Source organism: Rhizobium sp. WYCCWR 11146 (assembly GCF_013591995.1).
Taxonomy (GTDB): Bacteria; Pseudomonadota; Alphaproteobacteria; order Rhizobiales; family Rhizobiaceae; genus Rhizobium; species Rhizobium indicum.
The window spans coordinates 240,650-255,324 of record NZ_JACCEY010000031.1 but is presented as its reverse complement, the minus strand read 5'-3'; the positions used below and the strand labels follow the sequence as shown (position 1 = coordinate 255,324).

14 protein-coding genes are annotated in these 14,675 nt (G+C 62.2%); 6 read left to right on the top strand and 8 right to left on the bottom strand.

Going from position 1 to position 14,675, the window contains the following annotated elements; genetic code table 11:
* Positions 1–5 precede the first annotated feature (5 nt).
* Positions 6–2,429 (top strand): phenylalanine--tRNA ligase subunit beta, encoded by a 2,424-nt coding sequence (pheT, locus tag HX899_RS25615; protein ID WP_171599886.1) that lies wholly within the window; start codon positions 6–8, stop codon positions 2,427–2,429.
* A 54-nt stretch (positions 2,430–2,483) separates the two neighbouring features.
* On the opposite strand, the gene HX899_RS25610 is transcribed toward pheT, so the two are convergent.
* Positions 2,484–2,843: a nuclear transport factor 2 family protein gene (locus HX899_RS25610; protein ID WP_171599885.1), complete on the bottom strand. Its 360-nt coding sequence runs from the start codon at positions 2,841–2,843 to the stop codon at positions 2,484–2,486.
* Positions 2,844–2,950: 107 nt separating this feature from the next.
* The gene (locus HX899_RS25605) at positions 2,951–3,946 is read right to left on the bottom strand and encodes an aldo/keto reductase (RefSeq protein ID WP_138332198.1); all 996 of its coding nucleotides are present in this window, start codon (positions 3,944–3,946) and stop codon (positions 2,951–2,953) included.
* Between the two features lie 234 nt (positions 3,947–4,180).
* Here HX899_RS25605 and HX899_RS25600 point away from each other — a divergent pair, with 234 nt between their 5' ends.
* Positions 4,181–5,089, top strand: coding sequence for a LysR family transcriptional regulator (locus HX899_RS25600; RefSeq protein WP_138332199.1), 909 nt, complete (start codon positions 4,181–4,183; stop codon positions 5,087–5,089).
* 45 nt (positions 5,090–5,134) lie between these two features.
* Here the strand turns inward: HX899_RS25600 and HX899_RS25595 are convergent, their stop codons facing one another.
* Positions 5,135–5,632 carry a ferritin-like domain-containing protein gene (locus HX899_RS25595; RefSeq protein ID WP_072639965.1) on the bottom strand — a complete coding sequence of 166 codons (498 nt, stop codon included), beginning with the start codon at positions 5,630–5,632 and terminating at the stop codon, positions 5,135–5,137.
* 113 nt (positions 5,633–5,745) lie between these two features.
* Here HX899_RS25595 and HX899_RS25590 point away from each other — a divergent pair, with 113 nt between their 5' ends.
* Positions 5,746–6,399 carry a hypothetical protein gene (locus HX899_RS25590; protein WP_171599884.1) on the top strand — a complete coding sequence of 218 codons (654 nt, stop codon included), beginning with the start codon at positions 5,746–5,748 and terminating at the stop codon, positions 6,397–6,399.
* A gap of 8 nt (positions 6,400–6,407) precedes the next feature.
* On the opposite strand, the gene HX899_RS25585 is transcribed toward HX899_RS25590, so the two are convergent.
* On the bottom strand, positions 6,408–6,851 hold the full coding sequence (locus HX899_RS25585; RefSeq protein WP_171599883.1) for a GNAT family N-acetyltransferase: 444 nt from the start codon (positions 6,849–6,851) through the stop codon (positions 6,408–6,410).
* 14 nt (positions 6,852–6,865) lie between these two features.
* A complete protein-coding gene (locus tag HX899_RS25580; protein ID WP_138388417.1) occupies positions 6,866–7,813 on the bottom strand; it encodes an aldo/keto reductase in 948 nt (315 codons plus the stop codon).
* 178 nt (positions 7,814–7,991) lie between these two features.
* Here HX899_RS25580 and HX899_RS25575 point away from each other — a divergent pair, with 178 nt between their 5' ends.
* Entirely contained in the window at positions 7,992–8,978 is a 987-nt protein-coding gene (locus HX899_RS25575) for a Gfo/Idh/MocA family protein (protein WP_181293706.1), read from the top strand.
* Here HX899_RS25575 and HX899_RS25570 read toward each other — a convergent pair whose 3' ends face one another.
* Both HX899_RS25570 and HX899_RS25565 read right to left on the bottom strand, forming a co-directional pair.
* Positions 8,979–9,356, bottom strand: a complete 378-nt coding sequence (locus tag HX899_RS25570; protein ID WP_138388415.1) for a GtrA family protein — start codon at positions 9,354–9,356, stop codon at positions 8,979–8,981.
* Entirely contained in the window at positions 9,353–10,360 is a 1,008-nt protein-coding gene (locus HX899_RS25565; protein WP_171599880.1) for a glycosyltransferase, read from the bottom strand. The genes HX899_RS25570 and HX899_RS25565 overlap by 4 nt, the downstream gene beginning before the upstream one ends.
* 160 nt (positions 10,361–10,520) lie before the next feature.
* On the opposite strand from HX899_RS25565, the gene HX899_RS25560 reads away from it, so the two are divergent.
* On the top strand, positions 10,521–12,389 hold the full coding sequence (locus tag HX899_RS25560; RefSeq protein ID WP_171599879.1) for a hypothetical protein: 1,869 nt from the start codon (positions 10,521–10,523) through the stop codon (positions 12,387–12,389).
* Positions 12,390–12,508: 119 nt separating this feature from the next.
* Here the strand turns inward: HX899_RS25560 and HX899_RS25555 are convergent, their stop codons facing one another.
* Positions 12,509–12,754 (bottom strand): hypothetical protein, encoded by a 246-nt coding sequence (locus HX899_RS25555; protein ID WP_138332207.1) that lies wholly within the window; start codon positions 12,752–12,754, stop codon positions 12,509–12,511.
* Positions 12,755–13,094: 340 nt separating this feature from the next.
* Between HX899_RS25555 and xseA the strand changes: the two genes are divergently transcribed.
* Positions 13,095–14,675 carry an exodeoxyribonuclease VII large subunit gene (gene xseA, locus HX899_RS25550; protein WP_171599878.1) on the top strand — a complete coding sequence of 527 codons (1,581 nt, stop codon included), beginning with the start codon at positions 13,095–13,097 and terminating at the stop codon, positions 14,673–14,675.

Sequence of the window (14,675 nt, the reverse complement as noted above, 5' to 3'; positions counted from 1 at the left end):
GGACGATGAAATTCACGCTCTCCTGGCTGAAAGAGCATCTGGAAACGGATGCCGGCCTCGATGAAATCTGCACGCGCCTCACCGAGATCGGGCTGGAGGTCGAGGACGTCGACGACAAGGCGGCCTTCAAGCCCTTCGTCATCGCCAGGGTCCTCTCGGCCGAAAAACATCCGCAGGCCGATCGCCTGAAGGTGCTGATGGTCGATACCGGTTCCGGCGCGCCCGTCCAGGTCGTCTGCGGCGCCCCGAATGCGCGCGCCGGTCTTGTTGGCGCCTTCGCAGCGCCCGGAACCTATGTTCCCGGTATCGACGTGACGCTCGCCGTCGGCAATATCCGCGGTGTCGAAAGCCACGGCATGATGTGCTCCGAAAAGGAGCTTGAGATTTCCGACAGTCACGACGGCATCATCGATCTGCCCGAGGATGCGCCGGTCGGTCAGAGTTATGCCGCCTATGCGCATCTCGATGACCCGGTCATCGAGATCAACCTGACGCCCAACCGGCCGGACTGCACCTCGATCCACGGCATCGCCCGCGATCTCGCCGCCTCCGGTCTCGGCGCGCTGAAGACGCGGCCCGCACCGTCCTTCGTCGTCGAAGGTGAGACGCCGGTGAAGCTGACGCTCGATCTCGATGATCCGAAGCTTTGCCCGGGCTTTGCGCTCCGCCTCGTGCGCGGCGTCAGGAACGGCCCGAGCCCGCGCTGGATGCAGCAGCGGCTGATCGCCATCGGCCTGCGCCCCATCAACGCTCTGGTCGATGTCACCAATTACATGACCTTCGATCAGGGACGGCCGATCCACGTCTTCGATGCCGCCAAGATCAACGGCAACCTGACCGTCCGCCGTGCCGCCGAAGGCGAGACGGTGCTGGCGCTCGACCAGCGCGAATACAAGCTCTCGCCGAGCAACGTCGTCATCTCCGATGAGAATGGCATCGAGTCGATCGGCGGCATCATGGGCGGCGAACATTCCGGCTGCGACGAAAACACCGTCGACGTGCTGATCGAATCCGCTCTCTGGGACCCGATGAACATCGCCAAGTCAGGCCGCGGCCTCGGCATCATCACCGATGCCCGCTACCGCTTCGAACGCGGCGTCGATCCGGACTATATGGCCCCCGGTCTCGAACGCACGACGGAACTGGTGCTGGAACTTTGCGGCGGCAAGGCCGCCAAGGCCGAGATCGTCGGCTACCAGGGTTACGAACCGAAGATCGTCGATTTCCCCTATTCGGAGGTCAAGCGCCTGACGGGCCTCGACGTTTCGAATGAGGAAAGCAATACGATTCTGACACGTCTCGGCTTCACCGTCTCCGGTTCCGGCGAGCGCGTCTCCGTTGCCGTTCCCTCCTGGCGCCCGGATGTCGATGGCAAGGCCGATCTCGTCGAGGAGGTCATGCGCATCCACGGCGTCGACAATATCAAGCCGGCGCCGCTCGAAAGCCATGCGGCCGTCAACGGCAAGATCCTGACGACGCTGCAGATCCGCAGCCGCCTCGCTAAGCGGGCGCTCGCCGCGCGCGGCATGCTCGAAGCCGTCACCTGGTCCTTCATTCCGGAAGACCAGGCAAAGTTGTTCGGCGGCGGTTCGCCGACGCTCAAGCTTGCCAACCCGATCGCCGCCGAAATGTCGGATATGCGCCCGTCGCTTCTGCCGGGCCTGCTGACCGCAGCCCAGCGCAATGCCGACAAGGGTTACGGCGACGTCGCGCTCTTCGAGGTCTCCGGCACTTATGAGAACGACAGGCCTGACGGTCAGCGCCGCGTGGCCGGCGGCATTCGCCGCGGCACGGCCTCGCTTGCCGGCGCCGGTCGCGCCTGGTCGAACACCGCCAAGGGCGGCGGCAAGCCGGTCGACGTCTTCGACGCCAAGGCCGATGCGCTTGCCGTCATCGAAGCCTGCGGCCTGCCGATGGGCAATATCCAGATCGAGCAGGGTGGACCGGAATGGTATCATCCCGGCCGCTCCGGCACGATCAAGATGGGGCCGAAGGTCGTGCTCGGCTATTTCGGCGAATTCCATCCGCTGACGCTGGAGGCGCTTGATGTCTCCGGCGCTCTCTGCGGCTTCGAGGTCTATGTCGACGCCATGCCGGAGGCCAGGCGCAAGGCGACGCGCACCAAGCCGGCGCTCGAGCTGTCACCCTTCCAGGTGGTGCGGCGCGACTTCGCCTTCGTCGTCGACAAGACGGTGGAAGCCGGCACCATCGTCAAGGCCGCCACCGGCGCCGACCGCAAGCTGGTGACGGGCGTCAATGTCTTCGATATCTTCGAGGGCGCATCGGTTGGCGACGGCAAGAAGTCGGTGGCGATCGAGGTGCAGATCCAGCCGGTCGAGCGCACGCTGACGGACGAGGATTTCGAGGCGCTGACGCAGAAGATCGTCGCCAGTGTTGCGAAATTCACCGGCGGTGTCCTCAGAAGCTGAGCTTCATTCAACGTCGTCAAACAATGAACCGGTCGCGAAAAGCGGCCGGTCTTTTCACCGATGCAGATGGAAGAGTTTGCTGACGATCGTCCAGCGGCCGTCGATCTTCAACAGCGAAAGATAATCGGTAAAGCGCATGCCGGCAAAGTCGTCGGTGACCTTGACGCTTGCCGCTTCGCCCTCGACATCGACGCTCTGCATGTCCATGTAGGGCTGCGTGCCGGGCGGCGCCGGCTCCTCCGCCAGGATCGCGGCGATGAACTCGTCCCGCGTCAGCCATTCGACGGCATTTTCGTAATGGCCGATGATCGAGCTTTTTGGGTGAAAGGCCTTTTTCAAGGCTGCCTCATTGGCGAAGGCCATGCCTTCGACATAGAGATGAACCGTCTGTTCGACTGCCTGCCTGTCCGACATATTGTCATCCCGTTCTTCGAGATGGCCTTAGATAGTTTCGCCAGCCCCGAAGGCAAGCCCGGCCGGTTGTGGCCGACCGGGCTTTCGCTCTTTGTTTCGGCAGGGGTTCAGATGTTCGTCATGGCAAGCGAGGCGTCCGAATAACGCTTGCCGGAAACCTGCCCAGCGGGGATGACCTCTTCAAGCCTCGCAAGTTCCGCGGGGCTGAGCACGATATCGGCGGCCGCGGCGTTCTGTTCGAGATGATGAAGCTTGCGGGCGCCCGGTATCGGCACGATGTCGTCGCCCTGGCTCAACACCCAGGCGAGCGCCAGCTGCGCCGCCGTCACGCCCTTCTCGGCGGCAAGCCGCTCGAGCGTTGAGACGAGGGCGGCATTGGCGTCGAAATTTTCCGCCTGGAACCGCGGCACCTGCCGGCGGAAATCGTCCGCGTCGAGATCCTCCACTTTGCGGATCGCTCCGGTCAGGAAGCCGCGGCCGAGCGGGCTGTAGGGCACGAAGCCGATGCCGAGTTCGCGGCATGTGGCAAGCACCTCCTCTTCGGGATCGCGCGTCCAGAGCGAATATTCGCTCTGCAAGGCTGCGATCGGATGGACCGCATGGGCGCGGCGAATGGTGGCGCTGCCGGCTTCCGAAAGCCCGAGCGCCCGGACTTTGCCTTCCTTCACCAGTTCCGCCATGGCGCCGACCGTCTCTTCGATCGGCACGTTGGGATCGACCCGGTGCTGGTAGAAGAGGTCGATGGTGTCGATGCCGAGGCGTTTCAGCGAGGCTTCGGCGACCGCTCGTACATGCTCGGGGCGGCTGTCGACGCCGGCGATGGCGGCAGTACCCGGCTTGCTGGCATCGATCTTGAAGCCGAATTTGGTGGCGATCACCACGCGGTCGCGGAATGGCTTCAGCGCTTTGCCAAGAAGAACCTCGTTGGTAAAGGGACCATAGACTTCGGCGGTATCGAAGAAAGTGACGCCGAGATCGATGGCGCGGTGCAGTGTCTTGATCGATTCCGCATCGTCGCTGGCGCCATAGGCAAAGCTCATGCCCATGCAGCCGAGACCGACGGCAGAGACGGTCAGATCGTTTCCGAGTTTCCGGGTTTTCATGATGTGCTCCTCTGAGCTGATTTTGAGCCGCCAGAGCATGATGCCGAAAAGTGTGAGCGGTTTTCGGACGACATCATGCTCTAACTATTTAATTCAGAACAGGATTCAGATTTTAGGCCGCCCGGCCTGAAATCATCCTGTTCTGGATGGTTGCGGTACCGCCAGACCATATCGCTGCGCTATCAATCAGAAAATACATGCAGTTTCTAACAGGTTGTTCTATCATTTCGATCAATGAACAGAACACAGCTCTCGCAACTCGCCGTTCTCGCCGCCGTCTCGGAGCATCGCAGCTTCCGGGCGGCGGCGAAGGAACTCCTCGTTGCGCCCTCGGCCATCAGCCATGCGATATCGAGCCTTGAGGAAAGTCTGGGGGTGCGGCTTCTGGCGCGGACCACTCGCAGCGTCGCGCCGACGGAAGAGGGGCGCCTGCTGCTTGAAAGACTTCGTCCCGCACTCGAGGAGATCGATATTGCCTTGGAGGCCGTCCGCGATACGCGCGCCAAGCCGGCCGGAAACCTGCGTATCACCGCGCCGCGCTTCGCCTCCGATCTGCTGCTCGCTCCGCGGCTCGGCGACTTTCTCAACCTCTATCCCGATATCACCCTGGAGATCGCCAATGAGGACGGCTTCACCGATATCGTCAAGGAGGGTTTCGATGCCGGCATCCGGCTGGAAGAGAGCCTGGAAGCCGATATGATCGCGGTCAGGATCTCGCCCAATCTGACGACGGTGATCGCCGCTTCGCCCGAATATTTCGAGCGTCATCCAAAGCCCGAGCATCCGCGCGATCTCGTCCATCACCGCTGTATCAAGCGGCGCTTCACCAACGGCTCGATCTATCGCTGGGAATTCGAAAAGAACGGGCAGGAACTCGTCGTTTCGGTCGATGGGCCGCTGATCGTCAGCGAGGATCGGCTGGCCCTGCTTGCGGCGCTGAACGGCGCCGGCCTTGCCTATCTGTTCGACATGCGGGTCTATGACGAACTGGCGGGCGGCACACTTGTGCGGGTGCTGGAAGATTGGTGCGCGCCCTATGCCGGGCCGTTTCTCTATTATCCCACCCGGCGACAGATGCGCCCGGCGTTGCGCGCCTTCATCGATTTCTTCAGATACAGCGAGCAGGATACGGGCGGCCGGTAAGGAATGGGAACCGGGCCGCCCGTTCTTACTAGGGCGCCGTGTGCATCAGGCAGCCTTTGCCTTCTGGTTTGCCGCCGTGGTGGCGAGCTGGGAGAGGGTCTTGTCGGTGGCCGTTTCCTCCTGCAGCGTCTGATCGAGCAGGCGGACGGCATCCTTGAGGCCGAGCGTCGCGGCCCAGGTCTTCAGCGTGCCGTAGCGGGCGATTTCATAATGCTCGACGGCCTGGGCGGCCGAAATCAGGCCGGCATCGAGAGCCACCGTGCCCTTGAATTCCTCCATGATTTCCTCGCCCTCGGCGATGATGCCCTGGATCGCCTCGCAAGTCTTGCCCTGGGCGCGTTTGCCGATCAGCTCGAAAACCTGCTGCAGGCGCTCGACCTGAGCTTCGGTTTCCTCGCGGTGTTTTTCGAAGCCCTTCTTCAATTCCGGGGATTGAGCGGCGCGCGCCATCTTCGGCAGGGCGCGCAATATTTGCCGTTCGGCGAAGTAGATGTCTTTCAGCGTGTCGTGGAATAGATCTTCCAACGTCTTTTCCTTGGCCATTTTCTCTATCCTTGTTCTGGGGAAAACCGCGAATGCGGCGACACATTAAGAAGCGAAGATCGCGCTAATTGTTCCCGATCGATTTCGGGTGGACTGGAAATCGGTGCCGGACGATGATTCCTGCCGTCGATGCGCAGGAGAATGACGTCATGCGAAAGCCGAATTCGATGAAGGGTCTGGAGGATCTCGGCCGCGTGCGGCTCTCGCAAAACTTCTTCCTTCGCGATTTCCTGCATTCCGAAATCGCCGATTTCTATCGCATCCCCAATATCCCCGAGGATCCGGATCTGGCGATCGAAGCGGGCAAGAGGCTTTGCGAGGAATTGCTCGAGCCGCTAGAGGCGACGTTCGGGCGCCTGCATATCCGTTCCGGCTATCGTTCGCCCGCGGTCAACAGGTTCGGCAATGAGAACAAGCTGAACTGCTCGACCAATGCCGCCACCGCCGCGCATCACATCTGGGATATGAGGGATTTTGACGGCTGCATGGGTGCAGCCGTCTGCATTGCCGTGCCGTGGATGGTCGACCACTACCACGATGAAAGCGACTGGCAGCGGCTTGCCTGGTGGATTCACGACCACCTGCCTTATGCCTCGCTCTGCTTTTTCCCGAAGCTCTGGGCCTTCAATATCCAGTGGCACGAACGGCCAAAACGAGTGATCCAGAGCTATATCAGTCCGCGCGGTATCCTGACCAAGGCGGGTATGGCCAATTGGGAAGGCGATCACGCCGCCTTTTACGAAGGGTTTCCCCCGCTCAGAAACTGATGCGGTGCTCAGAAGGTGATGCGATAGCGGATATGGCCGTCGCTTTCGACATAGCTGTCGTAGAGTGCTCGCGCGGTTCTGTTCTGCTCGCTCGTATGCCAGTAGAGCCGCGACCAGCCCTTGGCTCTGCAGGTTGCGATGAGATCGTCGATCAGCGCCCGCCCGAGGCCTTTGCCGCGCGCATCGGCATCGACGAACAGGTCTTCGAGATAGCAGTCCCTGCCGCGGATCCACGTGCCCTCATGCGTGAGATAAAGCGCAAAGCCCATCATCCGGCCACCGATTTCGGCGACGCGCATCGCGATTGCCGACGCCGGATCGAAGATCCGCCTCCATGTGGAATCGGTGATATCGGCATCGACCGTGACGTCGTAAAAGGTGAGGTAAGCCGCCCAAAGTTCGCGCCAGCAGGCTTCGTCCTCGGGGCGGGCATCACGTATCGTTACGGTCATGGTGTCTCTTTCTTTCAGGCACCGGCTTGGTCGAGCAGCGCCATCGCATCGTCGGACAGCGCAAGTGTCGCCGATTTCGCCAGGCTTTCAAGCTGCGAAAGGCTGGTCGCGCTGGCGATCGGCGCCGTCACGCCCTTCTTGCGCAGCAGCCAGGCGAGTGAAATTTCCGCCGGCTTGGCACCGGTCTCGGCCGAAACTCTGTCGAGCGCGGCCAGGATGCGCAGGCCTTTGTCGTCGAGATATTTCGAAACCCGGCCCTCGCGTGCGCGGCCTTGCGTATCGGCCTTGCTGCGGTATTTGCCGGTGAGGAAGCCGGCGGCGAGGCTGAAATAGGTGATGACGCCGATGTCTTCTTTGACGCAGAGATCGGCAAGCGGCCCCTCGAAGCTCGCGCGCTCATAAAGATTATATTCCGGCTGCAACACATCATAACGCGGCAGGCCGGCCTTTTCGGCAGCGTCGAAGGAAGCCCGGAGCAGTTTCGCATCATAGTTCGAGCAGCCGATGGCGCGGATCTTGCCTTGCTGCTTCAGCTTGGCATAGGCGCCGAGCGTTTCCTCGTGCGGCGTATCGGCATCCGGCCAGTGCGAGAGATAGACGTCGATATAGTCGGTCTGCAACCGGCGCAGCGAATCCTCGACCGCCTTCAGGATATAGGTCTCCTTCAGCGTCTTTCCCTGTCCCATGTCGGAGCCGACCTTGGTGACGATGACCGCCTTGTCGCGGGAAACCTTGGCGTGGCTTAGCCAGCGCCCGATGATCTCCTCGGAATCGCCGCCCTTGTTGCCGGGAACCCACGAGGAATAGACATCGGCCGTATCGATCGTGTTCAGGCCCGCGTCGAAGAAGGCGTCGAGAATGGCGAAGGATGTTTTTTCGTCGGCCGTCCAGCCGAAGACATTGCCGCCGATGACGATCGGCGCGACCGATAGACCTGTTTTTCCAAGCCGGCGCATTTCCATGACGCTCTCCAGAAGTGTGAAGGAATTGAAATCGCGGATACGGCAGAACGCCGCCCTGACCAACTTAGTGCGATCCGCACATTCGGGAAGGCAAACTTCCGTGATTTCAAGCCGCGCCATTGCGCCGCAGCTAAGGCCTGAATATGGTTCGCCGAAATCAATTCGGGAGACTTGGATCATGCTGCGTTTCGGTATCATTTCAACGGCGAAGATCGGCCGCGACAATGTCGTTCCGGCGATCCAGGATGCGGAGAATTGTGTCGTCACGGCGATTGCCAGCCGTGATCTGACACGCGCAAGGGAGATGGCCGACCGCTTCTCGGTGCCGCATGCCTTCGGCTCCTACGAGGAGATGCTGGCCTCCGACCTCATCGACGCCGTCTACATCCCGCTGCCGACCTCGCAGCATATCGAATGGTCGATCAAGGCGGCGGATGCCGGCAAGCACGTGCTCTGCGAAAAGCCGTTGGCGCTGAAGGCAGACGATATCGACGACGTGATCGCCGCCCGCGACCGCAACCGGGTGGTGATCAGCGAAGCCTATATGATCACCTATTCGCCGGTCTGGCAGAAGGTGCGCTCGTTGATCGACGAGGGCGCCATCGGTTCGCTCCGGCATGTGCAGGGCGCCTTCACCTATTTCAACCGCGACCCCGCCAACATGCGCAACGTTCCCGAGCTCGGTGGCGGCGGCCTTTTCGATATCGGCGTCTATCCCGTCATGGGCACGCGTTTTTCCACCGGCAAGGAGCCGCTCTGGATCCAGGCGATCACCGAGCGCGATGCGGATTTCGGCACGGATATCTATTCGAGCGTCAAGGCCGATTTCGGCGATTTCGAGCTGAGCTTCTATATCTCGACGCAGATGGCCAACCGCCAGGTCATGGTCTTCCACGGCACCGAAGGGTACATCGAGGTCAAGTCGCCGTTCAACGCCAATCGCTGGGGGCCGGAAGAGATCGAGCTTGCCGACCGCAGCCACACTGAATCGCGCATCTTCCGCTTCCAGGACAGCCGCCAGTACAGGCGGCAGGTCGAGGCCTTCGCCCGGGCGGTGACAAACGGCAAGGAAGAGATCGTCACGCTCGAAAATTCGAAGCTGAACCAGAAGGTGATCGACGCGATCTACCGGGCCAGCGAGAAGGACGGCTGGGAAGCAGTTTGATCACTCGGCGCGGAAGACGAAGCGCGAATAGCCGAAGAAGCTGAAGATCATCGAGGCGACGCTGGCGATCACCATGGCCGCCAGCGGTTGAAGCGCCGGCAGCGACAGCAGAAGCGCGGAATAGAGCCCGTAATTGACGAGCGCTGCCGTCACCCCGACCGAGCCGTAGCGGAAACCTTCGGCGGCAAGCGAACGGCCGGAACGATCGAAGGTGAAGCTCCGGTTGAAAGCCCAGGTCGCGGCCATGGCGAAGGCGATCGCCACGAGCCGCGCCAGAAACGGCCCGAGCGGCGTCAGAGCAAGCAGCGCCGACAGGATGCCGGCATCGACGAGGAAGCCGATGCCGCCGGCGATGGAGAAGCGGATGAGCTTTCTCATGCTGCATCCGCCTTGCCGGGACGCATGCGCGATACCGGCCCTGCGTCGCCGAGCGGCGCCTTCAGCGCGCTCGGCCTTTCCAGGCCCATATAATGGATACGAAGCTGTTCGGCGCGGGCGCGCGCAACGGAATCTAGGATGACGCCGGCGGTGAACAGCATGAAGGAGATCATCATCAGCGCCGTCGACAGCACCCAGGTCGGCATGCGGCTGACGAGACCCGTCTCGAAATATTCCGCCAGCACCGGCGCCATGAAGCCGAGGCTCGCCAGCATGAAGGTGGCGCTGATCGCGCTGAAAAAGGCGAAGGGCCGGGTTTCCTTCATCAGCATCGCAAACATCCAGAGGATCTTGGCGCCGTCGCGGAATGTCGAAAGCTTGGAATGCGAGCCTTCCGGCCGGCGGCCATAGTCGAGCTCCAGCTCGCTGACCGGCAGCTTCAGTCGCGAGGCATGCACGGACATCTCGGTTTCGATCTCGAAGCCGCCTGATACCGCCGGGAAGCTCTTGACGAAGCGGCGCGAAAACGCGCGGTAGCCGGAAAAGATATCGGTGAAGTCGGGGCCGAAGATCATCCGGTAGAGCAGGTTGAAAAGCCGGTTGCCGATCGCATGGCCCTGACGGCCGGCATCGGCGTGCACACCGCGCCTGGTGCCGACCACCATGTCGGCGCGCTCGGTGAGCAGCGTGCGCACCAGTTCCTCGGCATCCTCAGGCGCATAGGTGCCGTCGCCGTCGGCGATGATGTAGATGTCGGCGTCGATATCGGCAAACATGCGGCGCACGACATGGCCCTTGCCCTGACGCCGCTCGCGCACGACATGCGCGCCGGCAAGCATCGCCTGCAGCGCGGTGCCGTCGGTGGAATTGTTGTCGTAGACGTGGATCGCAGCATCGGGCAGCGTCGCCCGGAAACCCTGCACGACAGCGCCGATCGTCGCCGCTTCATTGTAGCAGGGGAGCAGGACGGCAATATTCAGATTATCGGTACGCGATCGGGCCATGACTCTACTCGTTACACTTGAAAGCCGCGCTCAGCCTAAATCATGCGCCGTTAATAAGACCCTATGACGCAGGCAAAATCGGCGGCTGCCACATACGACTTTACACTTTCTTGATCGGCGGCGGCTAAAGTTCGGATATCGAAACGAAGCGCTAACCACAATGAACGCTGTGCAGCCGACCCCCCATGCATCCTCCGCGATCGACGCTCCCAGGGGCGGGCTGCCCGCTCCCAGGGGCGGGGTGCGCGACCTGCTGACGCGTCTCTGGCCAACCGTCATCGCCTATTGCGTCATCCTTGCCGCCGCCATCCTCATCACCAAGCTTTCCAGCGCCACCGATTACGTCGGCCCCGACAATGATGACGGAATGCGTCTCATCGAGGTTCGCGATTTTCTGGCCGGGCAGGGCTGGTTCGATCTGATGCAATACCGTCTTGGCCTCGACGGCGGTACGCTGATGCATTGGTCGCGGCTGATTGATCTGCCGATCGCCTCGCTGATCTGGTTCTTCGGCCTGTTTGCGCCCCGCGAGACGGCCGAAGCGCTGGCGCTCGCCGTTTGGCCGGTATCGCTCATCCTGCCCGCCATGCTCGCCATGGCGGTTGTCGGCCGGCGCATCGGCGGGGTTGCCGCCATGCATATCAGTCTCGGCTTGACCGGTCTTGCGATCTACACCGGAAACCGTTTCGCGCCGGGCGCCATCGATCATCACAATGCGCAGCTGGCGCTGGTCGCGACGATGATCGCGATGCTGCTGGATCCAGAGCGTCGCGCCTGGAGCTATGCGGTTGCCGGCATCGCGGCAGCCGTTGCTATCGCCATCGGCGCCGAGACGACCCCCTTCGTCGCCGCCGTCTGTCTGACCATTGCCCTGCTCTGGGCATGGGAAGGCGAAGATTTCGCCGCCGCCGCCAAGGCCTTCGGGCTGGCGCTGGCGATTGCGATCAGCATCCTCTTCTTTGCAACGGTGCCGCCCCGGCTTTATTCGACGGTCACCTGTGACAATCTCTCGCTCGGCTACTACAGCCTGGCGGCGATCGGCGGCGGGTTGCTGTTGTTTTCGGCGGTTTTTGCCAGCCACCTGCGCCGGCCCTTGCGCTTTGCCGCACTCGCCGTCGTCGGCGCCGGCGTTCTCGGTTCGGCGATCGTGATCGCACCGCAATGCCTGAGCGATCCGCTGGCCGGTCTCGACCCGATGCTGGTCGAACTCTGGCTGAGAAATGTTTCGGAAGCGCAGTCGATTTTCGCTCTCGGACGCACCGATCTCTTCTCGATCGGTGGCTTCTATGCGGCCGGCCTGTTCGGCATCGCCGTCTGCATCTTCCGCGTCGTTCAGCGTGACCGCATGCAAATCCACTTGGTCCTGCTCTTCCTGCTGATGACGAGCTGGGCAATCGCGCTGGTCCAGGTGCGCGGTTCAACGTTCTCGAACCTGATCTCCATCCTGCCGCTTGCCCTGTTGATTATCGATGTCCGCCGCATCTCCAACGGCGACAGCGAGAATGTCGCAGCCGCCTTCGTCTACATCGTCACCGTGCTCGCCAGTGCTCCGGCCGCCTGGGCGGTCGGCGGCGGATTTGTCTCGCTGCAGATGGAGAATGCTGCGCAGAAGAAAGCGGCAGAGCCGGCAAAGAAGATTTCCTGCGCATCGCGAGCGGCGCTGGCGCCGCTCGCCGGGCTACCGGTCGGACTGGTCTCGGCGCCGTCGGAAATGGGCGTGCCCATCCTCCGCTTCACCGCGAACCGGGTTCTCTCCGCACCTTATCATCGCAATCAGGGCGGCATGCTGACGGAGCTGCATATCGGCATGGCCGAGCCGCAGGAGGCGGAAGCCTTCCTGAAGGGGACCGGCGTGACGGTGCTTGCCTTCTGCCCCGGCGACCTGCAGACCCGCGAGATCACCAAACTGAAGCCGGATGGGCTCTATGCTGAGCTCGGCAAGGGCAATATCCCGCCCTATCTGGAACCGCTTCCGAAGACGGCGGACGTGGGCGTTCAGTTCTTTCGCTATCGGCCGGCGACGAACTGACGACGGCATCTTCAGGATGGAATAAAGCATGTCGGTATAACGACATGCGTAAAAACAAAGCAAGCACGGGAAGCCGATCTAAAAGATCGCGACGCGCTTATCAGTGTGAAAACGCGCTGTCAGTGCGAAACACGCATGGCGCGGCGAAGGCGCTGATTGGCATAGAGCCCGAGCACGAAGAGCATGAGGCCACCATTATAGCCGAGCACGGCATAGATGAATGCGAGAATAGACACCGGCCCGGGCGAGGTTATCGCCGCCAACGCGAATGTGATTCCGATCAGCGCGGCGACCAGCGCGATCACGCCAGCCGAACGCGTCTGCCCGGCGCTGACGCCCAATGCTGCTGCTGTGAGAATAATCATTTCAGCACCTTCCCAGAGATAACGAGGGGAAGCATAGGAAGCGCCAACTAACAAAGATTTACCGGCGATCTTCGCCGAAAAGCCTTTGTATTGCGGTGGTTAGCAATCCCTTTCGGCTAAAACGCATATTCTAACTATCCGTTCCGCAACAAAACAGATTTACACGATTTTGTTGTTTGTCCACCTGGCTGCAACGAGTGCATGTGCAGGCTGCGTTGAGACGAGTGCGCTCGACGCACCGGTGATGAACCCTCCCGCCAACGATTTTGACGGCGGGGAAAACCGGTTCCTGCACCAATGCCGACCTTCCTGTTTATCGATGATCGACATACAAAGAGGGATGAGCAACGTCTTCGACGGCGATTCGCCGACCAACCTTGCCGAATATTCGGTTTCGGAGCTTTCCGGCTCGATCAAGCGCACCGTCGAAACCGCCTTCGACCAGGTTCGCGTGCGTGGCGAGATTTCCGGCTATCGTGGGCCACACTCCTCGGGCCATGCCTATTTCGCGCTGAAGGACGACCGCGCCCGCATCGACGCCGTCATCTGGAAGGGCACCTTCTCACGGCTGAAGTTCCGCCCGGAAGAGGGCATGGAGGTCATCGCCACCGGCAAGGTCACCACCTTTCCGGGCTCTTCGAAATATCAGATCGTCATCGAGACGCTGGAGCCGGCCGGCGCCGGCGCGCTGATGGCACTGATCGAGGAGCGCAAGCGCAAGCTCGGCGCCGAGGGCCTGTTCGATGCCGCCCGCAAGAAGCGGCTGCCCTTCATGCCCGGCGTAATCGGCGTCGTCACCTCGCCGACGGGCGCCGTGATCCGCGATATCCTTCACCGCATCTCCGATCGTTTTCCGGTGCACGTCCTCGTCTGGCCGGTGAAGGTCCAGGGCGAGGGATCCGGTGAGGAGGTGGCGAACGCTATCCGCGGCTTCAACGCGCTGGAACCTTCAGGCGCCATCCCGCGCCCGGATGTGCTGATCGTCGCGCGCGGCGGCGGCAGTCTGGAAGATCTCTGGAGCTTCAACGACGAAATCGTAGTGCGTGCTGCGGCTGAAAGCCGGATACCGCTGATCTCGGCCGTCGGCCATGAGACGGACTGGACGCTGATCGACTATGCTGCCGATATCCGCGCTCCGACGCCGACGGGGGCTGCCGAAATGGCGGTGCCGGTCAAGGCGGAGCTTGAGGCGCAGGCCGCCGCTCTTGCCGCGCGCCTGCAGGGCTGCATGAATCGGCAGATGGATCAGCGGCGCCAGTCGGTGCGCGTGCTGATGCGGGCATTGCCGTCGCTCGATCAGCTTCTCGCCTTGCCGCGCCGCCGTTTCGACGAGGCGGCGACCGGTCTCGGCCGCGGGCTGGAGCTCAACACCATCAACAAGCGCCGCGGCTTCGAGCGCGTCGGCGCGCATCTACGCCCCGATCTGCTGTCCGGCCGCATCGCCGAGCGCCGCCAGACGCTGAACGAGCGCATGACCCGGGCCGAGCGCATGGTCGAGCGGCTGATCGACCGCTCGAAGTCGCGCGTCGACCGCGCCGAAGCCATCCTCGCATCGCTGCCTGCCCGGCTGAAGACCCAGACCGACCGCGGCCGCGAACGCCTCGGCAATCTTTCGCGCCATGCCGACACGGCGATCCGCCACCAGCTGACCCGTGCGCGCGCCGAGCTTTCTTCGCAGGACCGCGTGCTGCAGTCGCTCTCCTATAAGAATGTGCTGAAGCGCGGCTACGCCGTCATTCGCGACGAGGATAACAGGCCGGTCTCGCAGGCTGCTCACCTCTCCGCCGGCATGGGCATCGCCATCGAATTCGCCGACGGCCGAGTCGGCGCCATGACCACGGAAGGCGGTACACCGCCGGCCAGTGCCAAGAAGCGCAGCACAAGACCCGCAGATCCGCCGAAGCAGGGAAGCCTGTTCTGA